The following is a 19746-nucleotide window of genomic DNA, read 5'->3' as shown; positions in this document are numbered from 1 at the left end:
TTCGCCCGCCTTTTTGGAACCGGCTGACCGGAATATTAGCGTTTCCGGCGCGCAAATACTTAAGGACTTCCCATGCTCGCAAAATGCCCGAACGAGGCGAGAGTGCGGCGTTTCCGGGATTTTGGCAAGCAAAAGTTTTTTAACGTGTCGTTCAGGGCACACTCCCGCCAACAGCCAATTTGCGCAAAAACACAAAATTTCCTTCGCCGAAGGGAACATGATTAACGTTTTGTATCGTCTGCAATATAAATTTCGAGCAGATTTTGCCAAAAATGCAACGTGAACGCGTTGTTCCGGTGCAGTGAATTTTTTTTGGATTGCCCATCCACCCATATTTGAAAGCGTGTTCAGGCCGCCCGCAGGCCCCGGCGGGCGAAGCTCGGCACGAGTTCGACCACAAGCATAGCGATAAACATTAGCGCGCAACCTGTATAGCCCGTCGCCGACATCGACTCACCGAGCAGCAGCGCTGCAAGCGATGCGCCGAAAAGAGCTTCGGAAGAGAGGAAGAACGCCGCCTGCGAGGGCGTCGTGTAGCGCTGGCCGATCACCTGCAGCACGAAGGCCAGACCAGAGGAGAAGATGCCGACATAGAGGATCTGCGGGGCTGCGGCCCATACTGAGGAGAGACTGATCGGTTCGGAGGCGGCCGCCATTGCCAGCGCGCAGACCGCGGTGATGGCGAATTGCGTGACGGAAAGCGCCAGCGGCCTTGCGGTCTCGGCGACCGTCGTGCCGGCAAGGGTGATCTGGATCGACCAGAAGACGGCGCAGACGACGGTCAGCAAATCGCCTGACGTCAGCGCCGAGAGATGACCGCCGGACAGCAGGTAAATGCCCGCGACGGCCATCAGTGCGCCCGGCCAGATGATCCAATGCGGGGCACGGCGCAGGAAGAACACGGCGATCAGCGGCACGAAGACGACATAGAGGCCGGTGATGAAGCTGGAGTTCGTCACTGTCGTCGTCTGCAGCCCCACCTGTTGCGTGGCGGCGCCGCCGAAAAGGGCAAGACCGGTCAGCATGTAGAGTCTCGCATGCCGCTTGCTTGTCTTCGCCTTGGCCTTGCGCGCTTCGAAAAAGGCGAAAGGCAGCACGGCAAATGTGGCGACGGCAAAACGCAGGCCGATGAACCAGAACGGGCCGATCGCCTTCATCGCCGTCGACTGCGCGACGAAGCCGCCGCCCCAGATGGCGGCTGCAAGCAATAGGAGGAGATTCGCCTGAACGCGCGTCATGTCGACCTCTATGGGATGGGTATATTTCCAGCGGTTAACAGTTGCGTTTCCTTTCGGCAAGGGTGAAGACTTGATGCCTGAGGACGGAGGCGGGGGCATGCGACGCGGAGAGGGGCGGTCGACCGGGGATAGAGCGGCTCTAAAGACGGCAGGCTATTCCGGCACGCCGCTTGCCAGAAAGCTCGGGCTTGCGCGCGGACAGGCGGCTGCTCTTCTCGGCGTTCCCGAAACGATTGGCGACATCCATGACTTCGATGGTTTTGCCTCGGTCGCCCTTGCGCTTCCGGAGACGCCTCGGCGGGCGTTCGACTATGTGCATCTGTTTGTGACCGAACGGGCGGCGCTGGAGGCTGTCGCGACTAAGCTCTTCGATGTTTTAAAGCCGGAAGGTGTGCTCTGGATCTCCTGGCCGAAAAAGAGTTCGCGGGTGCCGACCGATGTCACCGAGGATGTGCTGCGGGAAATGCTGCTCCCAATCGGTCTGGTTGACGTCAAGGTCTGCGCTGTCGAAGAAACCTGGTCAGGGTTAAAATTCGTCATCCGCAAGGAGCTGCGCGGAGCCTTGTGACGTCTCAGCCGTTGTCGGCTTGTGCTCTGGAAACCCTGAGCAGCGCGCCATCATCCTCATCAGTCACAAACAGCAACGCGCCGTCGGGTGCGACGACGACATCGCGGATCCGGCCATATTCGCCCTCGAACAGGCGCTCTTCCGCGACGAAGGCGCCGCTGTCGTCGCGCTGCATGCGCGAGAGCAGTTGGAATTTCAGCGCAGCGACGATGAAATCGCCGTCCCATTCCGGAAACATGGCGCCGCGATAGACGGCGAGTGCGCCGGGTGCGATCGACGGATCCCAATAATGCAGCGGCTGTTCCAGCCCTTTCTTGGCGGTGCCTTCGCCGATCTCGGCGCCGGAATAGTCGCGGCCATAGGTGATGATCGGCCAGCCGTAATTCTTGCCCGCCTCGGGCTGGTTGATCTCGTCACCGCCGCGCGCGCCGTGTTCGACGGTGTAAAGCTTGCCGTCCTTGGCGTCGAAAGTGATGCCCTGCGGGTTGCGATGGCCTTTCGACCAGATTTCCGGCAGCGCCTTGCCGCCGTTTTTGAAGGGGTTGTCGGCGGGAATGCTGCCATCGGCATTGATGTGGATGATCGAGCCGGCATCATCCTGCCAGTCCTGCGATCGATCGCGGTCGCCGCGGTCGCCGACGCTGATGAACAGCGTACCATCAGGGGCGATCGCGATGCGCGAGCCATACTGAATATTGCCCGAGGTGAAGCGCCGCATGGTGAAAACAGGTTTGACGGCGTCGAGTCGCTTTTCGTCATTGGACAGCGTGGCGCTGAAGGCCTCGGTGCCGGAGCCCTGCCGGTTGGCGATGGCGGCGGTGAAATAGAGCTTTCTCGATGTCGCAAAGTCCGGGGCGAGCGCCACGTCCATCAGGCCGCCCTGGCCACGGGCGCTGACCTTTGGCACGTTGCCGATTGGCTCGGAGAGCTTGCCGTCGCGGATGATGCGCATGCGGCCCGGCCGCTCCGTGACGAGATAGGCGCCGTCGGGCAAGACCTCGACCGCCCAGGGATGGTCGAGCCCGTCGGCGAGCTTGTCGACACGGACGGCGGGGCCTTGAGTGTTGACGGTCTCGGCGGCTTCAGCCCATACGGCACCGAACAAAAAAAGCGCTGCGGCGAAATGGAAGGCGGACAGTCTCTTCATCTTGTTTCCCCGTCGTCTCTCCAGCCTCAAACCTGGAGCGGACAGGGGAGGGGTTCAACCTCATTCGGCCTGCAATAACGGCTTTGTGTTCGCCCGTTGAACGGAACCTGTCGCCTCGCCATCGACCAGTTCGGCTTCGAGGATGTAGCGCAGCGGCCCGCGCTCCGTCGCATCGAAGGGCCAGCAGGTGGTCAACACCAAGTGGCGGCCGTCTGAGGCGGGATCGATGCCGCTGGCATTCCAGGGAGCGATGCGGCCTTCGCCGGCCTTGAAGGTCAGGACCTTGCCGTCGCGGCGGGTGACTTCGATGGCGTCGCCCGGCTTTATATATTGCAACCAGCGAAAGTGAGTGTCGCGATGGGCGGCGATCACCGCGGTGCCTTGATCGCCTGGCTGCGGCGTGTTGGCGAGCCAGGCCGGACCAAAGGCGAGCGCTTCGCCGGAAGCGCCGGACAGCACGATTGCCTCCTTGCCGAGGCGCGGTGCGCGCACCTTGGCCTCCGTGGTGAAGTCCGCCCAGGGCCAGGGTTTCGTCGTTTCGCCCCGCAGTTCGGCAGCGAAGGCGTGTCTCAGCAGCACCTGGGAAAGCTCCGCCTTCGCCTTCAGCAGGAAACCGTCGCCGATCAGCGCCAGGCCGTAGAGCGCAAGGCCGGCAATCCCAATGGCGATCGCCTTTTCGATCGACGAAAGACGCCAGAGGAAGAAGCCCTTCTTCTGGCGCGCCTTCGGTCTGTCGTGGGCTGTGGCCGCGGCCATGGCGAGTTCCAGGTAGGTCGGAAGCGGCTCGAATTCAGCCGCCCCCTCGTTCCTATCGGCAGGGCGACTAGCGGCCATTGCGCCTGCCTCCGACAATGAAGAGGCCTTTGAGGCGCCGGCGCCACACTGCCAGGCCGCTTGCCGCCATCAGCGCCAAGAGCAGCATGGTAAGCCCGCGCATGATCTGTTCGTCGGCGCGGGTCGCCGTCTGCGGCAGATTCACGGTCGAAGTCTTCTGCGCGATCATAGTGGCGGCCTTCGCGGTCGGAGCTGCGGCCATCAGGTTTGCGATCCCGGGCGATGGGCCGCGCCCCTGGATGACGGCGGCAGCCTGCTGCGGTCCGAAACCCTCCGTCGGCATGATGGAGCCGTGGTGCTGTCCGCCGCCAGGCGGCACAGCATTTTCGCCGAACACCTTCCCGAAATCCCAACCGTCGGGCAGGTTGAGCGGCAGCTTCGCCGCGCCGAGCGGCTCGTTTGCCGGCCGTGACGGGGTGACGTCGACGGCGACGAGGCTGGTGACGCGGGAGACGAGGTGGTGGGCAAGCGCCACCGTCTCGATATCCTTGTCGAGCGCGGCAGGATCCTGGCGTTGATAGGCGCGGGCTTCGAAATCGTCGATCTTGCGCCGCGCCCAGAGCTTGGAGATGCCGTTGCCGTCGGCTGCGTGAGCGATATCCATCTCGACGCGCCAGGGCTGGTCGACCGTCTTGCCGACGATCTGCAGCTTGCCGGCGGGCTTGTCCTGCGGCAGTTCCGCCGTCAGCACCACGGGCTCGCCGCTGTAGAGGTCGGGCATCGGGTTTGGCGTGATGTCCTCGGCTTGCGTGCCTTCGAAGGTCGCGGCGATATCGGTCATTGCGGGGTTCTGCAGCTTGGCAAAGAGCTCGCCCATGCGGCTTGCCACCTGATCGGCCGAGCCGATCTGGGTGAAGGTGCCGCGGCCGATTTCGGCGGCCTTGCTCATGAAATAAGTGTTCGGCGCCGAGCCGATCCCGACGGTGAAGACGCGGGCATCGCCGCGGTTTGCGGTGATTTCCTGGAAGAGCTGCTGTTCGTTGCCGATCGCGCCGTCGGTCAGGAACACGACCTGGCGCAGCGCGCCGCTTGCGACCGGACCCTGGTTTCGCAGCGCATCCTCAAGGGCAGGCAGCATCTCCGTGCCGCCGTCGGCGGTCAGGCCCCTGACATAGGCAATGGCTTTTTCGCGGTTATCAGGGGTGGCGGCGACGAGGCCTTTGAAATAGTCCGTCATCGTATCGTCGAAACGGATGACGTTGAAGCGGTCGTCCTTACTCAATCTCGAGATGGCGAGCGCCAGGCTCTGCCTTGCCTGCTCGATCGACTGGCCGGACATGGAGCCGGAATTGTCGATGACGAAGATGACCTCGCGTTTTGCCGGTGATACTCCCGCGTCTGGCGCCGTCGGGGGAGTGACGAAAGCGAGCAGATAGGTCTTGCCGTCCTTGACCTCGCGAAAGAGACCGGCACTCGGCATCTTGCCGGGAGCAGCCTTCCAAGTGAGCTCGAAATCCTTGTCGGCGGGGACGGCATCTCCCTTCAGGCTGATCGTCCTCGCCTGGTCGCCGTCCTGTCCAATATCGACCGCGTGAAAGGACGATGTGACGTCGCCGAGCGGAAAACCCGCCTTGAGGTTGACGGTCAGCGAGACCGGGTTGATCTTGGCATTCTCGCGCGGATCGAGAACCGGCGCTTCGATCTTCTCACGGTTTTCCACCGGATCGCGCGGTGTGGCGAAGCCGGCGCCGTTGTTGAACTCGACGGTCTGGACGATCGGCGCTGGATTGTATCGCGGCGCGACGACCATCGGGAAGCGCAGCGAGAACTCGCTGCCCGACTGGCGGACCGTCTGCTGATATTCAATCTGCACGACAATCTCTTCGTCGGGGCCGATATTGGCGACCTGATTGGTGAAGATGTTCGGCCGCTGCTGTTCGAGCAATGCCGTCTTCTTGCCTTCGGCCTTGGCCTGCTCGTAGATATCGCGGGCTTCTTGGCGCGGCTTGAGCTGGCCCTCGATAAAGCGTTCGCCGATCTGCATCTTCAGCGCATCGACGGCGGAATTCTCCGGCAGCGGAAAGACATAGGTGCCCTCGACCCAACCCTGGCTCGGGTTCTGGAAGCGCTGCGTCACCTTCACCCTGGCGATCGGGCCAGAAACGTCGATGGCGACGTCGGTCTTCAGCCGCGGCGCTTCGACGTAGAAGCCGGGCTCCTTCGACGGGAAGAGCAGCGAGCCGCTGTTGACATCATTCGGCCGGACAAGGGCCGCGAGCTGACCGGATGTCTGCTGCGCCTCGGCGCGCGCGGCGGAGGCAAGTCCCAGCATGGCTGCGAGGCAGGCGACAAAGGCGGTGGCGGCGACAAGAAATGAAATGGAAATCCGGCGCATGCGCATGCGCCCGATGGCGAGCTCATCTTCCAGAAACATTGGCGTACCCTCAATAACCAATTTCGGATGACGCAATGATGCGGCTTCGATCTCGGCGCGCTCGCGACCGAATTGCGGCGGCGTGCGGCATTTGTTGCGGCTTATTCGTGGCGATGACGAAACCCGCCGATCTGTCTGATTTAAAAGGACATAGGTGACTAAAAGCGATGCGAAAGTGTCGGTGGTCGGAGGGGTCACCGAGCATCCACTTCTGTCGCGGCTCTCATGGAGGGGTGATCCTGTAGACCAGCAAGTCCTCTGAATCCGTAAGCTTGGTTGCGGTCCTGTCCAGATAATCGATCACGCCCTTATGATGCTCGACGAACAGCAGGCCCTGCTTGTCCATGGCGTTCTTCGCGACGCCGAACAGATCCGCGCCCTGCGCGCGCAGTTCCTCGAGCTGTGCGATCGCGGTGGCGTCATCCGCGACGAATTTCGACCATTCGGAATCGCCTCCGCCAGGCGGGAATACCCAGCCGCGCGCCCTGCTGTAGTAAACTGCGACGGGATCACCGACGTCGGGCGCGATGGCGACGACGAGGTCGCCCGGTTGCGTCAGCCGCGCCAGTTCCTCGCCAAGAAGCTTGCCCTTCATCGCGATTGGCTTCTTCATCGTCCTGACGAGGGGAAGGGTCGACCAGCCGAGCGCTATGGCCACGATACAGATCGAGCGAAGCATCACCGCCGGCGTCAGAAAGGTACTCGATGAAAGCCTAGCCAGAAGAAGCGCGCCATGGCCGCAGAATATCGCGACCGGCACGTGGAAGATGTGGAAGTTCCACACATTGCTGGTGATCTCGCCCGCCGCCGCCAGATAAAGAATTAACGCCGCAGCCAGCCACACATAGGGAATGGCCGAAAGGATGCGTTGCTTCGGGTCTTCGGCCGGTCTAGGCGGCATCCACATGCCGACGGCGAACAGCACCATGAATGGATAGCCGTAGAACCATAAGACCGAAGTGTTCCATGCGGATTTGAAGTAGAACCTGTCCCTGACATATGTCCAGAAGCCGTAATCCCAGATATAGCCGCCGCTGCCGGCGAAATGAAACGGCGGATAGCTGCGGGCGAGATAGATCGCCCAGTTGAAATAAGCGCCGATAATGGCCAGGCTAAAAAGCCCTGACAGCAAGACCAAGCTCGCCTGCTTCCATCTCTTCTCCAGAATCCAGCACACCATCAGATAGACGATGACGGCGCCGGCGGCGATGCCCGGAGGCTTTGACAGCACGCCGAGCGAGAAGCTGGCCGTGGCGAGGGGCAAGAGCCAGCCTCTGCCGCCGACCCAGTATTTGGCGAACAGCCAGACACCAAGAGTGACCAAGGCCAGCATCGCGGGATCGGGAAGAAACGAGCTGTCAATCTGGATTGCCGCCGGCATCAGCGTGTAGGCCAATGCTGCCGCGTGCCCGTGCATCTCGCCCCAGCACAGCGCCGTCAGCCTGTGTAGCGAAAACACGGTCAGCAGGCCGAAGAAGGCTGCAACCACGCGGCCGAACCAGTCGTGCCAGCCGAAGAGTTGGTAGAGCAGGGCTGTAATGTAGCTGACGATCTGGAACTCGCGGCCCTGATAGCTTGGCCCAGGCCCGGTCCAGCTGACCTCGGGAAAGAAGATGTTCCAGCTGCGCTGCTGGAAGTTGTCGGCCATCATGGCGGTGCTAATCTCACGCCAACTGAAGCCGTCGACCAGCGGCAAGGTGATCCTGTGGAATCTGAAGACGATCGCAATAATCAGGATCCCCAGCAAGATCGCCGTGTCGAGGTTCAGATAGTTGCGGGCACCCATTTCCCGGTCGATCGTCTCCTGCGGGTATTGCCGACTTCCGGGCCGATTCAATTCCAGTTCGTCCGGCGCGAGACGCAGTGGTGCGGAGGGCTTGCGGGGCGGCTTTGTCATGCCGGCAGTTCATCAGCAGCGGCTTAAAAAGCAATTCATCCAAATTGAGTATTGACCCTCCTCCTCGTGCTAAGATGGCAAGAACCCCGGCACGCTCTGTGTGGCGAAAACGATCAATAAGAATCATTGCCCCCATCACGCCTTTGCGCTTGAAATGCCGTCATACATTGGACATAGAGCTAACCGCAGAACTCCGGTCCCGGCTTTCTGCCCGTTTCAACCATTAGGACCGATATCATGGCCTTCCTTGCCGATGCTCTTTCCCGTGTGAAGCCTTCAGCCACTATCGCCGTCTCTCAGAAAGCGCGCGAGCTGAAAGCAAAAGGACGCGACGTCATCGGGCTGGGCGCCGGCGAGCCGGATTTCGATACGCCCGAGAATATCAAGAAGGCCGCCATCGACGCGATCAACCGCGGCGAGACAAAGTACACGCCGGTTTCCGGCATACCCGAACTGCGCAAGGCGATCGCCGCCAAGTTCAAGCGCGAAAACGGCCTGGAATATTCCTGGGAGCAGACGATCGTCGGCACCGGGGGCAAACAGATCCTGTTCAACGCCTTCATGGCGACGCTGAACCCGGGCGACGAAGTCGTCGTCCCTGCGCCCTACTGGGTTTCCTATCCTGAAATGGTGGCGTTGTGCGGCGGCACGCCGGTTTTCGTTTCGGCGACCCAGGAACACAATTTTAAGCTCCAGGCCGCCGATCTCGAAAAGGCGATCACGCCGAAAACCAAGTGGTTCATCTTCAACTCGCCGTCCAACCCGACGGGTGCTGCCTATACGCATGCCGAGCTGAAGGCGCTGACCGACGTGCTCATGAAGCATCCGCATGTCTGGGTGCTGACCGACGACATGTACGAGCACCTGACCTATGGCGATTTCAAGTTCGTCACGCCTGTTGAAGTCGAACCAAAGCTTTACGACCGCACGCTGACGATGAACGGCGTCTCCAAGGCCTATGCAATGACCGGCTGGCGTATCGGCTATGCGGCCGGCCCGATCCAGCTCATCAAGGCGATGGACATGATCCAGGGCCAGCAGACCTCGGGCGCGACCTCGATCGCCCAGTGGGCGGCGGTCGAGGCGCTGAACGGCACGCAGGACTTCATCCCTGAGAACAAGAAGATCTTCGAAGGCCGCCGCGATCTCGTCGTGTCCATGCTGAACCAGGCCAAGGGCATCGTCTGCCCGGTTCCGGAGGGCGCTTTCTACGTCTACCCGTCCTGCAAGGGTTTGATTGGCAAGACCGCACCTTCCGGCAAGGTCATCGAGACGGATGAGGATTTCGTCTCCGAGCTTCTAGAATCGGAAGGTGTGGCCGTCGTTCATGGTTCGGCCTTCGGTCTCGGCCCGAACTTCCGCATCTCCTACGCAACCTCGGAGGATTTGCTCGAGGAAGCCTGCCGCCGCATCCAGCGCTTCTGCGCCGCCTGCAAGTAAGCCGGTTGCGATAACATCGATCGAAGGCCCGCCGGCAACGGCGGGCCTTTTTGTTTGCGCGTTGACGATGTGGCTGCATGTGGCTACATTTGTGGCATGAAGACCGTGACGATCCGCGACGCGAAGAACCGCCTGACCGAGCTTGCCCGCGAGGTCGAGGAAGGCGAGACCATTATCGTGACCCGTAACGGCAAGCCGGTTTTCGATCTCGTGCCGCATCAGAAGCGTGGCGGTTTAAACTTGGAGGCCGGTCAGGCTTATCTTCGTGCTCGGGGTATCACCAACCCAGTGCCTTTCATCGCGGACGATTTCGACGACCCGCTGCCTGAAGATTTTCTTCTGAGGCCGTTGCCGGAGCCATGAGGCTTCTTCTTGATACCCACATCGCTCTGGCGATCCTGCGGAAAGACGCTGGCCAGCGATTTCCTGAGATCGCCTCGCTGCTTGGCGACAGCAAAACACTAGGCTTCGTCAGCGTCGCAAGCCTGTGGGAAACGGCGATCAAGGCTCGTCTGGGAAAGCTGGATCCAGGCATGCCGCTTGAAGACATTGCGGGGTCACTCGAAGAAATAGGTCTGATACTGCTGCGGATCGAAATTCAGCACGTCATCACCGCCGCCGACCCGGAGCCGGAGACGCGTGATCCCTTCGACCGCCTGCTGCTGGCACAGTGCAAGGTCGAGGGCTTGCAGCTTGCGACGGTCGACCGATTGCTTGTCAATCATCCGCTGGCGCTGCGGCTATAGGCTTACATCCGGATTGAAGACCTTGCGGCATCGATTCCGCTTTGCCTCGCAAGCCGTTGAATTCCGATTCAAATCGTGCCGGGGAGCGCCAACGGCGCGGGTGATCTCAGGTTGCGGGCGGCCGCCAAACCAACTAGATATCCTGGCATCAAGTTCAAGTTGCCGCTTTGGGGAGGCCGGATTTTGCAGCAGAGTGCCGTCATCGTCTGTTCCGACGTCAACATGCTGCCGGCTGCCTGCTGCACCCTGCTTTCCGTCAAGCGCAATCTGGCGAAGGCCGGCGTCGAGTTCCTGCTTCTCGGCATCGACCTGAAGCCGAACGAGGTCGGCGAGGTCGAAAGCTTCGCGCGCCTGAACGACATGACGATCACCGTGCTGCCCTATGCGACGCCCGATGCCGGACTGCAGGCGCGGGGCCGTTGGTCCGCCGCCACCCTGGCGCGGCTCTATATGGATCTGCAAATTCCCGAGAATATCGAGCGCCTGCTTTACCTCGACGCCGATGTGCTGGCGGTAGCGTCCGTCGACGAACTCTTCACCAGGGATCTTCACGGCAAGGCGCTTGCCGCCGTTGATGACTATGTCATGGCCTTTCCCGAGAAGGCGGGCGCGCGGCAGCGCAAGATCGGCATGGGCGAGGGCGGACGCTACTTCAACGCCGGCGTCTTGCTGTTCGACTGGTCGGTCTGCCGGGCGAAGGGGCTTTTTGCCAAAACCCGGGAGATCTTCGAGGAGCGCTCGCATCTGTTCGAAAACAACGATCAGGATGCGCTGAACGTCACATTCAACGGCGACTGGCTGGTGCTCGATCCGTGCTGGAACACGCAGACGGGACTGCTGCCTTTCGTCGCCCGGCCGGCGATCCTCCATTTCACCGGCCGCAAGAAACCGTGGCAACCCACTGTGCCTTGGGTGCATCGGCAGATGGCAAACCGTTATGTCGAGGATCTCCGCAACACGCCGTGGGCTTCCTTCTGCAAGCAGCCGTCGGCGGCGGGCCGGGTTGCCGGTTTCTTCTCGCATGTGGGAAAGCAGATCGGCGGGCTGACGCGGCTTGCACGGATGCGCGCCTATTTCAGCAACAGCTAGATCGTTCTTGGAAAGTGCATGTGAGCCGATGGAATCAATTCCGAGCGATATCAGGACTACGGCCGCCGAAGATGGCGGAGTGAATCTTTTGACACCGGAAGCGTGGAAGGCGCTGCTGTCGCGCTATTCCCACATCGTGCTTGTGGCGAATAGCGAAGCGGTCGATTTCGAACGGCTCAGAAGCGAGCTGCCGGAGACCGCGCTCTACGTCTTCTTCAACAATGTCTACAAGGTGCTGGACGAGCCTTTCGCCGGTCGTGCGGTGCTGGTTGCCCGTAGCGGCGTCATGGGCGCCAATATCGTCCATCGGCGCGAAGTGGGCGATGTTCTGCGCTTCTTTGCCGGCGATGACTTCCTGGGTGTCATCAATCTTCGCGTCTCCCCGGAGGAAAATTTCAGCGAGGAAAGCCGCTTCAAAGGCGCCAAGGCCCGCCACCTCGACTTGACGCAAATGCTTGACGATCTCTATCCGACGGGCAAAATCGCCACCAGCGGCTTTGCGATGGCGTTCTGGCTCGCCGACCTGCAACTGCCGGGCAAGATCCTGCTTGCCGGCTTTTCGGCTAAGAGAAGCGAGAAGTGGAAGGTCTTCGACGTGCACGATTGGACGTTCGAGCAGATATTTCTGCGCCTCTTTGCCAGAATGGGCTCGATCTCGATGATGGGCGGCGTCGACGCCAGCCCCTATTCGGCGCTCGCCAAAAGATTTCCTGACGTCCCGCCGATCGAGATCGCCATGACGGCGGCCGAAGTCTTGTCCGAGCGGCTCCACAATGCCAACGGCCAGATCGACAGGCTGATGTCGGTCACCAAATCCATTCGCGCCATCGAGAATTTCTTCCGGCGCTTCAAGCCGAAAACCCGGAAAGAGCGCTTCCTCGAAAAGTCGAAGGGATAAGCTGCTTCACCGCAGTGTTCTGTCTTCAAAGCCCCAGCGCCGTCAGCATGACGAAGGCGGAAAAGAGGACGAAATGCGTCATGCCTTCGATGGCGTTGGTCTCGCCGTCGTTGAGATTGATTGCCGCGGCAATCAGCGTGATCGTGACCATCACCGTCTGCACCGGGGTCATCGCCATGATGAAGGGCTGGCCGGTGTAGAGCGCGATCGCTTCCATGACGGGCACCGTCAGGATCACCGTCGACAGCGAGGCGCCCATGGCGATGTTGACCGTTGCCTGCATGCGGTTCCTCAACGCCGCCCTCAAGGCGGTCAATATCTCGGGTGCGGCCGAAATCGCCGCGACGACGACCGCGGTCACTGCGATCGGGGCGCCGCTATCGCGAAGGCCCTCAGCCATAAAAGCCGACATGAACTCCGCCAGCAGGCCGATGATGACGACGCCTGCGAGGATGGTCACGATCGAGACCGCGGCCGACTCCTCGGTGTCGTGCTCGCGGTGACTTTCCTTATTCCGCTCGGAGCGCGGGTAGCTGTAACTGAAGAAATAGCTGTGCTGCCCGACCTGCATGCGCAGGAAGAGGCCGTAAAGCGCAATCATCGCGACGATCGTGAAGGCGGAATAATAGTGCCACTTATCCCTCGGCACGAATTCCGGCACGATCATGGAGATGCCCATAGCGGTGAGGATCATCACGCCGTAGGTCTTGCCCGAATTGTCGTTATAGGGCTGCTCGCCGTGTTTAAGACCGCCGAGAAGGGCGGCGAGGCCGAGGATGCCGTTGATGTCGAGCATCAGGGCCGAATAGATCGTGTCGCGTACCAGCGTCGGAGAACTCTCGCCCGTCATCATGATGGCGAGGATGATGACTTCGACGGCGAGTGCTGAAAGTGTCAGGATCATCGTGCCGTAGGGATCGCCGACCATGACGGCGAGCAGTTCGGCATGATGGGCAACGCGGATCGACGCAAGCACGATGGTGGCGACCAAGGCCGCGGCGGCAAGCAGCGCGACACCGCGTCCCATTTCGAGCACCGTATGCTCCAGGAGATAGGCGATCGCCGCAGCGGCAAGTGCGGCGACCAGATATTTTTCCTCTTTTAAGCGTGAAGCGATGGTCAAGTTTCAGCTCCGGTTCCGATCCATGCCTCTTAACTAAGTCACTGATTCCGGATGGGAAGCGCGCCACGGCGCACTGCTATTTGCAGTCTTCGGCGTTTAATGGAATACTGACCGCCGTCGGGGCCGGAAACAGATCGCGGCATCCTCGTATTCTCGTCAAGCGGTCGCGATGATCCGGATCCTGTCCGGACGCGTGTCTATGCGCAAAAAATGAGGAGACGGATGCATGATCAAGGTGGTCTACGAAGTCGTGCCGCATGACGGCGGATGGGCCTACAGGTTGGGAGGCGTCTATTCCGAAGCGTTTCCAAGCCATGCCGAGGCGCTTGAAGCTGCGCGTATCGTCGCGGCCGAACAGCAAGTCGGCGGCGATTCCGCCGAGATCAGCTGGCAGGATGAAAACGGCAAGTGGCATGAGGAATACGCCGAGGGCGGAGACCGGCCGGAAACGGAAGTGGTAGACGGCCTGTGGCAGGATCGCGCGGCCGGAGCCCCGCACGGCGCGTAACGCTAAGCATTGCCCTTCAATGCCCGCGCAACGATCGTGTCGACAAATTCACGCTTCTGCGCGGTATAGCGATCGCCGTCCGTTCTGAACTCGGCTGCCAGTCTGCGTTTGAGCGTGGCATACTTGCTCGCCGACTCCGGATGCGCGATGAGATAATCCCGGAAAGCCAGCCTGTTTCGATGTGTGCCGTTGCCGGCCGGGCAAAGGTAGACACGCTCCGCCGGTACCGAACCTCTCGATAAGAATGCCCAGACCTCGTCGTCATAGCGATTGCCGCGCGGTTCATAGGCTTCCGCCAGCAGCGCCGCTGTGGCATCTGCGATATGCTCGAGGCTGGGAAGAACGATGTCGATATCGATGAGAGGCTTGGCGATCATGCCTGGTATCGATGTGCTGCCGATATGATCAATGAAGAGCGCCTGCGGCAGCCAGGTGAGCAACCGGTTGCGGATGCGCCGGAATTGCGTCGGCCATTGCGGGTCGTAAGGCACCAGTTCAACCAGATTGTGAGGTGTCATGATTATCCTGATTAGAGCAATTTCTGCAAAATGGTGACGCGGCTGGTGTCAGGAATGGCATGAAAAGCGAAGGTATAACGGGACGCCACATTCCGGTGGATATACGCGGAATGCATCGAATTGTGCACGATTCTTTTCAGAAATCGATTCCGATTTTGCGACTATCCGCCAAACGCCGTCTGCCGGTCAAAGGTGACGCTCGTGGCGCTCGGCTGCCGGTCCGAACCGCAGCATCGTCAGGTAGCGCCGGCCCTTATTCACTGCAGGGCGGAGGTTAAGCCGCAAGTTCGGAAAGGGCGAGCCGGGCGACCGTCAGAGCCGTCTCGACCTGAGGCGTGTTTGCGTCCCCGAGGAACCAGGCGGCGGAAAGGCCGGAATAGGCGGCGATCCATTGCAAAAGCCGCTTCGGTTCCAGCCTCGCTTCCATCGAGACGATGGCGAGCTGGCGGTGGAAACGGCTGGGATGGGTGATGGTTGGCAGCTCCTCATTGGCAAAGATATTGGCGAAATCGAAGCCGCGCTCGCCATGAAGGCGCTTCGGATCGATCGCCAGCCAGCCGCGTGTCTCGAAATCGAGAATATTGCCGTGGTGAATGTCGCCGTGGAGAATGGTGACTTCGCGCGGATCGGAAAGAAGGGCGTGGGCGATCGTCGAGCAATCGGCAAATGTGCCGCCAGCTTTATCGGCCGTCGATTCCAGTTCACGAAACCAGCGGGTGAGGGGTATTGGATCGGGAAGCGGCTTTTGGCGCGGCGCATGCAGCCTTGCGGCCGTCCGGCAGAGAATACGGCTTGCCTCGTCGTCTTCGCCATTCATCGCCATGGCAAGGAGCGATCGTTTGCCCGTTGCCCGTTCCAGAAGCACGGCGTCGTCCTCATGGGCGTAGACATGGGCCGCGCCGTCGCCGTCCCACCATTGCATCAGCAGCGCGCCATATCGTTCGTCTTTGTCGGTCGCGACCTTCAGCATGGCGGGCCTATCCTGCCAGAGGACCGGCAGCAGGCGGCTCGAATGGGTGAGGATCGGCTCGCCGTCGGCAATGAGCGACCAGCGATCGAGATAGGGAGCGAACATGGCGATACCGTACAAAGATGGAGCGGAAATGGAAATCCCGCCTCTCAGCGGGATTTCGCAATTCGGATCCGAAAGGCTCAGGCGACTTTCTCGACAGCGGAATAGTCGATGTAACCCTTGGCGCTGCCGCCGTAGAAGGTCGACTGGTCCGGCGTGTTGAGCGGCAAGTTCTTTGCCAGCCGTTCAACGAGGTCGGGATTGGCGATGAAGGGCTTGCCGAAGGCGACGAGATCGGCGCGGCCGCTTTCGACGGCGTCGACCGCAAGGTCGCGATCATAGCCGTTATTGACCATCCAGTTGGCCTTGCCGCCGGCCTTTTCATAGGTCCGGCGCAGCGCCTTGTAGTCGAAGGGAGGATTGTCGCGCTGCTGGTAATCACGGTCGCCGCCCGTCTGGCCTTCGATGACGTGGATATAAGCGAGGTCGTATCTGGCCAATCCCTCGACCACATGGGCGAAGGTGGCCTGCGGATTGGAATCGTAGCTTTCGCCCGACGGCGTCACTGGTGAAATGCGGATCGCAGTGCGGCCGGCACCGACTTCTCTCACGACGGCATCCACGACTTCGAAGGCGAGCCGCGTGCGGTTCTCGATCGAGCCGCCATATGGGTCGGTGCGGTCATTGACGCCGTCACGAATGAACTGGTCGAGCAGATAGCCGTTGGCGCCATGGATTTCGACACCGTCAAAGCCGGCGTCGATGGCGGCGCGGGCGGCCTTGCGGTAATCCTCGATGATCCCAGGGATTTCGGCGGTTTCGAGCGCGCGCGGTTCGGAGGTGTCGGCGAAGCTGCCACTGCCGTCGGCGTTGACCAGATAGGTCTTGGCCTTGGCGACGCGATTGGTCGAGGAGACCGGCTTGCCGCCGCCCGGCTGCAGCGTCGTGTGCGAAATACGGCCGACATGCCACATCTGAACGACGATCTTGCCGCCGGCGGCGTGAACGGCGTCGGTCACACGCTTCCAGCCTTCGAGCGCTGCCTTGCTATAAAGGCCGGGCACGTCGGCATAACCCTGGCCTTGATGGGTGATCGCCGTCGCCTCGGTGATGATCAGCCCTGCCGTGGCGCGTTGGCGGTAATATTCGACATTAAGGTCGTTCGGCACCGCACCCGGTGAGCGGTTGCGGGTGAGCGGCGCCATGACGATGCGGTTCTTGACTGATATGTCGCCAACCTTGGTGGGTTCGAAAAGCTTGGCCATGATGGTCCTTTCTTTTGCGGGAGGATCACTCGGTAGGGGCAAGGGTGGCCTGGCCCTGGCGGAGAGATGGTCGAACGCCGTTACGCCAAGCCGATCAGGCCAGCAGGGCTGCGGCGGGCATTTTAAAGATCCTGTGTCAGCTGCTTGAGGAAGGCTGCGATGGTGTCTTCGTTGCGCTTGTAGAAGATCCACTGTCCCACGCGTTTGGTGGTGACGAGACCAGCGCGGTGCAGTGTCCCGAGATGGGCCGAAACCGTCGACTGCGACAGGCCACACCGTTCGAATTGGCTGGCGCAGACCCCCATTTCGAAAGGATGCTCCTGCGTGAGGAAATGTTCCTCCGGATTTTTCAGCCAGTTCAGAATGACCATCCGGGTGGGATGCGCGAGCGCCTTAATGATCTCGTCTTTGTCCATCGAGGTTTGTCGATCCATAAATCGTATTTTCTCGATATATGGATCGATGATCATCGATATGCAAATCACGGAGGCGTGAGGGGGCGGCGGTCCGGCGGTGCGCAAATTTTGTGCAAAAAAAGAGGGCCGCCGGAAAACCAGGGCCCTTTTAATTGTGAAGGTCAAAAACCTCCAGAGGGGAACAGCTAATGCGGTGGTACTGGGAGAGAAACCACGAAATGCATCAGCTGGTAGAGATATGGTGCTTCGTTAGGCAGGTTTCAATGCTTTTTTGTGCATGCCTGCTATGCGCCGCACAAATTTTTTGCGACGCAGCATTGCCAAGCGCGTCAAGGCAAAAAAAGAGGGCCGCTGGAAAACCAGGGCCCTTATAAGTGTGAAGGTCAAAAACCTCCAGAGGGGAACAGCTAATGCGGTGGAACTGGGAGGAAAAGCCACCATGTGCATCAGCTATGTGCGATATGGTGGTTTAATGGGCAAACGGCAACCCACATTTGTGCATGCCAGTCATGCGCTCTTTGCATAGTATGGAAAACATTCCATTAATCTGGCTTAAAAATTCCAGTTTCTGGCCTTGCTGACGATAAAATCGCGGAAGGCCTTCAGCTTGGCGGCGTTCTTGATCTCGTCGGGATAGCAGAAATAGGTGTCGAAGGAGGGGACGTCGGCATTGATCGCCAGCTGAATCAGGCCGGGATCGCGGCCGACGATGTAATCCGGCAGGCAGGCGACGCCGATGCCGAGCAGGCAGGCGCGCTTGATCGAGGTCTGGCTGTTGATCTGCAGATGTGGGATGCGCTTATTGTCCGACGAGCGGCCGGCGACTTCGAGCCAGTTGACGTCGAGCAGGTAACTCGGCGCCGGCTCGCCGAAGGTGATGATGCGGTGATTGTCAAGATCTTCGATCTTCTGCGGTTCGCCATGGCGATTGATATAGGAGGGCGCCGCATAGACGTGCATGTGCACGGTGAAGAGTTTGCGCTGGATGAGGTCGGATTGCTGCGGCTGACGAAGGCGGATTGCGCAGTCGGCGTGGCGCATGTTCACATCCACTTCCTCATTGTCGAGGATCAGCTGGATCTGCACATCGGGGTAAAGCTGCAGGAATTCCTGGATCTTGTCGGTCAGCCAGCCCTGGCCGAGACCGACGGTCGTCGTCACACGCAGCTTTCCGGACGGCGTCTCGGTCGTCTCGGTGAGCTGCATCTTTACGGTTTCGAGCTTGAGCAGCACGTCATGGGCGGTGCGGTACAGTAGTTCGCCCTGTTCTGTCAGGATCAGGCCGCGAGCATGGCGGTGAAACAGCTTGGTGCCGACATCCTGCTCGAGCGCGCTCACCTGGCGGCTGATGGCGGATTGGGACAGATGGAGTTTATCCGCCGCATGCGTGAATGAACCCGCCTCGGCCGCTGCGTGGAAAATACGCAGCTTGTCCCAATCCAGTGGCATTCCCCCGCCTCTCATGCCGATCTTACTCCGCGGCCACGGCGACGGGCATGTGGGCCGTCAGATACCGCTCGGCCTCGAGCGCTGCCATGCACCCCATGCCGGCGGCAGTGACGGCTTGACGGAAGGTGTCGTCGGTCACGTCGCCAGCGGCATAGACACCCTCGAGGCTGGTCGCGGTCGAATCCGGCGCGGTCCAGAGATAGCCGTTATCCTTCAGCTTCAGTTTGTCCTTGAAGAGCTCGGTTGCCGGCGCGTGACCAATGGCGACGAAGACGCCGTCGATCGCCATCTCGGTGATCGCGCCGGTTCTGACGTTCCGCAGGCGGGCGCCGGAGACGGATTGCGGCATCGGGGGCTTGGCCGGCGTGCCGGTTATTTCGGCCACCTCGGTGTTCCACAGCACCTTGACGTTCTCCTTGGCGAACAGACGTTCCTGCAGGATCTTCTCGGCGCGGAAGGTATCGCGACGGTGTACCAATGTGACTGACTTGGCGATGTTGGAGAGATAGAGCGCCTCTTCGACAGCGCTGTTGCCGCCGCCGACGACGATCACATCCTTGTTGCGATAAAAGAAGCCGTCGCAGGTGGCGCAGGCCGAAACACCGAAGCCTTGGAAATGCTGCTCGCTTTCGATGCCGAGCCACTTGGCCTTGGCGCCGGTGGCGATGATCAGCGTATCGGCGGTCCAGACCTGGCCGCTGTCGGTGCGGGCGACGAAGGGACGCTGGTTCATGTCGACCTCGGTCACGAGGTCGTTGACGATCTCGGCGCCGACATGTTTTGCCTGCTGCAGCATCTGCTCCATCAGCCAGGGACCTTGGATCGGATCGGCAAAGCCCGGATAGTTCTCGACATCGGTGGTGATCATCAGCTGACCGCCCTGTTCGAGACCGGCGATCAGAACCGGTTTCAGCATGGCGCGCGCGGCATAGACCGCGGCGGTATAGCCCGCGGGTCCGGAACCGATGATGAGCACCTTGGTGTGGCGGGCGGGCATGTTATTTCCTTTCGACTGGCAGGAGGGCGGCGGCTAAATAGCGAATGCGGCCGTTTCGCGGTCCATGCGCCATTTATGAACGACCAATGCTTTTATTCAAGGGCAGCCTTGCGTTACCAACAAGGCAAATCACCCTGTTGTGCAAGAATCCGTCATCAGCGTGAAACTTTCTTGCGTATTCCGCGGCTTTATATAGAAGCTCGCCGCCGAGAATTAAAGAAAGGCCA

The 19746-nt window shown here is 60.6% G+C and carries 20 protein-coding genes; 8 read left to right on the top strand and 12 right to left on the bottom strand.

All coding sequences use genetic code 11. The features are described from left to right. Window positions 1–347: 347 nt before the first annotated feature. Window positions 348–1238 (bottom strand): DMT family transporter, encoded by an 891-nt coding sequence (locus GGI60_RS03790; RefSeq protein ID WP_183912482.1) that lies wholly within the window; start codon window positions 1236–1238, stop codon window positions 348–350. 97 nt (window positions 1239–1335) lie between these two features. Here GGI60_RS03790 and GGI60_RS03785 point away from each other — a divergent pair, with 97 nt between their 5' ends. Then, complete coding sequence (locus GGI60_RS03785) at window positions 1336–1806, top strand: DUF3052 domain-containing protein (protein ID WP_183912484.1); 471 nt, start codon at window positions 1336–1338, stop codon at window positions 1804–1806. Between the two features lie 4 nt (window positions 1807–1810). Here the strand turns inward: GGI60_RS03785 and GGI60_RS03780 are convergent, their stop codons facing one another. The 4 genes from GGI60_RS03780 to GGI60_RS03765 all read right to left on the bottom strand — a co-directional run bounded on the left by GGI60_RS03780 (window position 1811) and on the right by GGI60_RS03765 (window position 8058). Beyond that, window positions 1811–2953 carry a PQQ-dependent sugar dehydrogenase gene (locus GGI60_RS03780; protein WP_183912486.1) on the bottom strand — a complete coding sequence of 381 codons (1143 nt, stop codon included), beginning with the start codon at window positions 2951–2953 and terminating at the stop codon, window positions 1811–1813. 60 nt (window positions 2954–3013) lie between these two features. Then, window positions 3014–3787 carry a class GN sortase gene (locus GGI60_RS03775; RefSeq protein ID WP_183912488.1) on the bottom strand — a complete coding sequence of 258 codons (774 nt, stop codon included), beginning with the start codon at window positions 3785–3787 and terminating at the stop codon, window positions 3014–3016. Further along, window positions 3777–6161: a marine proteobacterial sortase target protein gene (locus GGI60_RS03770; RefSeq protein ID WP_183912490.1), complete on the bottom strand. Its 2385-nt coding sequence runs from the start codon at window positions 6159–6161 to the stop codon at window positions 3777–3779. Before GGI60_RS03770 ends, GGI60_RS03775 begins: the two co-directional genes overlap by 11 nt. Before the next feature lie 223 nt (window positions 6162–6384). Beyond that, complete coding sequence (locus GGI60_RS03765; protein ID WP_183912492.1) at window positions 6385–8058, bottom strand: glycosyltransferase family 39 protein; 1674 nt, start codon at window positions 8056–8058, stop codon at window positions 6385–6387. A 237-nt stretch (window positions 8059–8295) separates the two neighbouring features. On the opposite strand from GGI60_RS03765, the gene GGI60_RS03760 reads away from it, so the two are divergent. The 5 genes from GGI60_RS03760 (at window position 8296) to GGI60_RS03740 (ending at window position 12231) form a co-directional block, all read left to right on the top strand. After that, window positions 8296–9498, top strand: a complete 1203-nt coding sequence (locus GGI60_RS03760) for a pyridoxal phosphate-dependent aminotransferase (protein ID WP_097604652.1) — start codon at window positions 8296–8298, stop codon at window positions 9496–9498. Window positions 9499–9594: 96 nt separating this feature from the next. Next, window positions 9595–9861 (top strand): type II toxin-antitoxin system Phd/YefM family antitoxin, encoded by a 267-nt coding sequence (locus tag GGI60_RS03755; RefSeq protein ID WP_088690111.1) that lies wholly within the window; start codon window positions 9595–9597, stop codon window positions 9859–9861. After that, entirely contained in the window at window positions 9858–10244 is a 387-nt protein-coding gene (locus GGI60_RS03750; RefSeq protein WP_183912494.1) for a type II toxin-antitoxin system VapC family toxin, read from the top strand. Before GGI60_RS03755 ends, GGI60_RS03750 begins: the two co-directional genes overlap by 4 nt. Before the next feature lie 183 nt (window positions 10245–10427). Continuing rightward, a complete protein-coding gene (locus GGI60_RS03745) occupies window positions 10428–11333 on the top strand; it encodes a glycosyltransferase family 8 protein (RefSeq protein WP_183912496.1) in 906 nt (301 codons plus the stop codon). 28 nt (window positions 11334–11361) lie between these two features. Further along, window positions 11362–12231, top strand: coding sequence for a 3-deoxy-manno-octulosonate cytidylyltransferase (locus GGI60_RS03740; protein WP_183912498.1), 870 nt, complete (start codon window positions 11362–11364; stop codon window positions 12229–12231). Window positions 12232–12256: 25 nt separating this feature from the next. Here the strand turns inward: GGI60_RS03740 and GGI60_RS03735 are convergent, their stop codons facing one another. Continuing rightward, window positions 12257–13354 carry a calcium:proton antiporter gene (locus tag GGI60_RS03735; RefSeq protein WP_183912500.1) on the bottom strand — a complete coding sequence of 366 codons (1098 nt, stop codon included), beginning with the start codon at window positions 13352–13354 and terminating at the stop codon, window positions 12257–12259. 226 nt (window positions 13355–13580) lie between these two features. Between GGI60_RS03735 and GGI60_RS03730 the strand changes: the two genes are divergently transcribed. Continuing rightward, window positions 13581–13862: a DUF2188 domain-containing protein gene (locus GGI60_RS03730; RefSeq protein ID WP_004671042.1), complete on the top strand. Its 282-nt coding sequence runs from the start codon at window positions 13581–13583 to the stop codon at window positions 13860–13862. 2 nt (window positions 13863–13864) lie between these two features. On the opposite strand, the gene GGI60_RS03725 is transcribed toward GGI60_RS03730, so the two are convergent. The 4 genes from GGI60_RS03725 to GGI60_RS03710 form a co-directional block, all read right to left on the bottom strand. After that, the gene (locus GGI60_RS03725) at window positions 13865–14380 is read right to left on the bottom strand and encodes a GrpB family protein (protein WP_183912502.1); all 516 of its coding nucleotides are present in this window, start codon (window positions 14378–14380) and stop codon (window positions 13865–13867) included. A 274-nt stretch (window positions 14381–14654) separates the two neighbouring features. Further along, the gene (locus GGI60_RS03720) at window positions 14655–15455 is read right to left on the bottom strand and encodes an aminoglycoside phosphotransferase family protein (RefSeq protein ID WP_183912504.1); all 801 of its coding nucleotides are present in this window, start codon (window positions 15453–15455) and stop codon (window positions 14655–14657) included. Between the two features lie 77 nt (window positions 15456–15532). Then, window positions 15533–16657: an alkene reductase gene (locus tag GGI60_RS03715; protein WP_183912506.1), complete on the bottom strand. Its 1125-nt coding sequence runs from the start codon at window positions 16655–16657 to the stop codon at window positions 15533–15535. Window positions 16658–16779: 122 nt separating this feature from the next. Next, window positions 16780–17073, bottom strand: coding sequence for a helix-turn-helix transcriptional regulator (locus GGI60_RS03710; RefSeq protein ID WP_183913856.1), 294 nt, complete (start codon window positions 17071–17073; stop codon window positions 16780–16782). 286 nt (window positions 17074–17359) lie between these two features. Here GGI60_RS03710 and GGI60_RS03705 point away from each other — a divergent pair, with 286 nt between their 5' ends. After that, window positions 17360–17599 (top strand): hypothetical protein, encoded by a 240-nt coding sequence (locus GGI60_RS03705; protein ID WP_183934448.1) that lies wholly within the window; start codon window positions 17360–17362, stop codon window positions 17597–17599. A 26-nt stretch (window positions 17600–17625) separates the two neighbouring features. Here the strand turns inward: GGI60_RS03705 and GGI60_RS03700 are convergent, their stop codons facing one another. Both GGI60_RS03700 and trxB read right to left on the bottom strand, forming a co-directional pair. Continuing rightward, complete coding sequence (locus GGI60_RS03700; RefSeq protein WP_004671024.1) at window positions 17626–18522, bottom strand: LysR family transcriptional regulator VtlR; 897 nt, start codon at window positions 18520–18522, stop codon at window positions 17626–17628. A gap of 22 nt (window positions 18523–18544) precedes the next feature. After that, window positions 18545–19519: a thioredoxin-disulfide reductase gene (gene trxB, locus GGI60_RS03695; RefSeq protein WP_183912508.1), complete on the bottom strand. Its 975-nt coding sequence runs from the start codon at window positions 19517–19519 to the stop codon at window positions 18545–18547. Window positions 19520–19746 lie beyond the last annotated feature (227 nt).

The organism is Rhizobium lentis (genome assembly GCF_014200175.1).
GTDB lineage: Bacteria > Pseudomonadota > Alphaproteobacteria > Rhizobiales > Rhizobiaceae > Rhizobium > Rhizobium mulingense.
The sequence above is the reverse complement of the archived record's forward strand: the minus strand, read 5'-3'. Positions and strand labels throughout refer to the sequence as shown.

What these genes read in the sequence shown, in the direction of transcription:
- GGI60_RS03790 (WP_183912482.1), bottom strand. Translation starts at nt 1,238, where the DNA reads ATGACGCGCGTTCAGGCGAATCTCCTCCTATTGCTTGCAGCCGCCATC.
- GGI60_RS03785 (WP_183912484.1), top strand. Translation starts at nt 1,336, where the DNA reads ATGCGACGCGGAGAGGGGCGGTCGACCGGGGATAGAGCGGCTCTAAAG.
- GGI60_RS03780 (WP_183912486.1), bottom strand. Translation starts at nt 2,953, where the DNA reads ATGAAGAGACTGTCCGCCTTCCATTTCGCCGCAGCGCTTTTTTTGTTC.
- GGI60_RS03775 (WP_183912488.1), bottom strand. Translation starts at nt 3,787, where the DNA reads ATGGCCGCTAGTCGCCCTGCCGATAGGAACGAGGGGGCGGCTGAATTC.
- GGI60_RS03770 (WP_183912490.1), bottom strand. Translation starts at nt 6,161, where the DNA reads ATGTTTCTGGAAGATGAGCTCGCCATCGGGCGCATGCGCATGCGCCGG.
- GGI60_RS03765 (WP_183912492.1), bottom strand. Translation starts at nt 8,058, where the DNA reads ATGACAAAGCCGCCCCGCAAGCCCTCCGCACCACTGCGTCTCGCGCCG.
- GGI60_RS03760 (WP_097604652.1), top strand. Translation starts at nt 8,296, where the DNA reads ATGGCCTTCCTTGCCGATGCTCTTTCCCGTGTGAAGCCTTCAGCCACT.
- GGI60_RS03755 (WP_088690111.1), top strand. Translation starts at nt 9,595, where the DNA reads ATGAAGACCGTGACGATCCGCGACGCGAAGAACCGCCTGACCGAGCTT.
- GGI60_RS03750 (WP_183912494.1), top strand. Translation starts at nt 9,858, where the DNA reads ATGAGGCTTCTTCTTGATACCCACATCGCTCTGGCGATCCTGCGGAAA.
- GGI60_RS03740 (WP_183912498.1), top strand. Translation starts at nt 11,362, where the DNA reads ATGGAATCAATTCCGAGCGATATCAGGACTACGGCCGCCGAAGATGGC.
- GGI60_RS03730 (WP_004671042.1), top strand. Translation starts at nt 13,581, where the DNA reads ATGATCAAGGTGGTCTACGAAGTCGTGCCGCATGACGGCGGATGGGCC.
- GGI60_RS03725 (WP_183912502.1), bottom strand. Translation starts at nt 14,380, where the DNA reads ATGACACCTCACAATCTGGTTGAACTGGTGCCTTACGACCCGCAATGG.
- GGI60_RS03720 (WP_183912504.1), bottom strand. Translation starts at nt 15,455, where the DNA reads ATGTTCGCTCCCTATCTCGATCGCTGGTCGCTCATTGCCGACGGCGAG.
- GGI60_RS03715 (WP_183912506.1), bottom strand. Translation starts at nt 16,657, where the DNA reads ATGGCCAAGCTTTTCGAACCCACCAAGGTTGGCGACATATCAGTCAAG.
- GGI60_RS03710 (WP_183913856.1), bottom strand. Translation starts at nt 17,073, where the DNA reads ATGGACAAAGACGAGATCATTAAGGCGCTCGCGCATCCCACCCGGATG.
- GGI60_RS03705 (WP_183934448.1), top strand. Translation starts at nt 17,360, where the DNA reads ATGCGCCGCACAAATTTTTTGCGACGCAGCATTGCCAAGCGCGTCAAG.
- GGI60_RS03700 (WP_004671024.1), bottom strand. Translation starts at nt 18,522, where the DNA reads ATGCCACTGGATTGGGACAAGCTGCGTATTTTCCACGCAGCGGCCGAG.
- trxB (WP_183912508.1), bottom strand. Translation starts at nt 19,519, where the DNA reads ATGCCCGCCCGCCACACCAAGGTGCTCATCATCGGTTCCGGACCCGCG.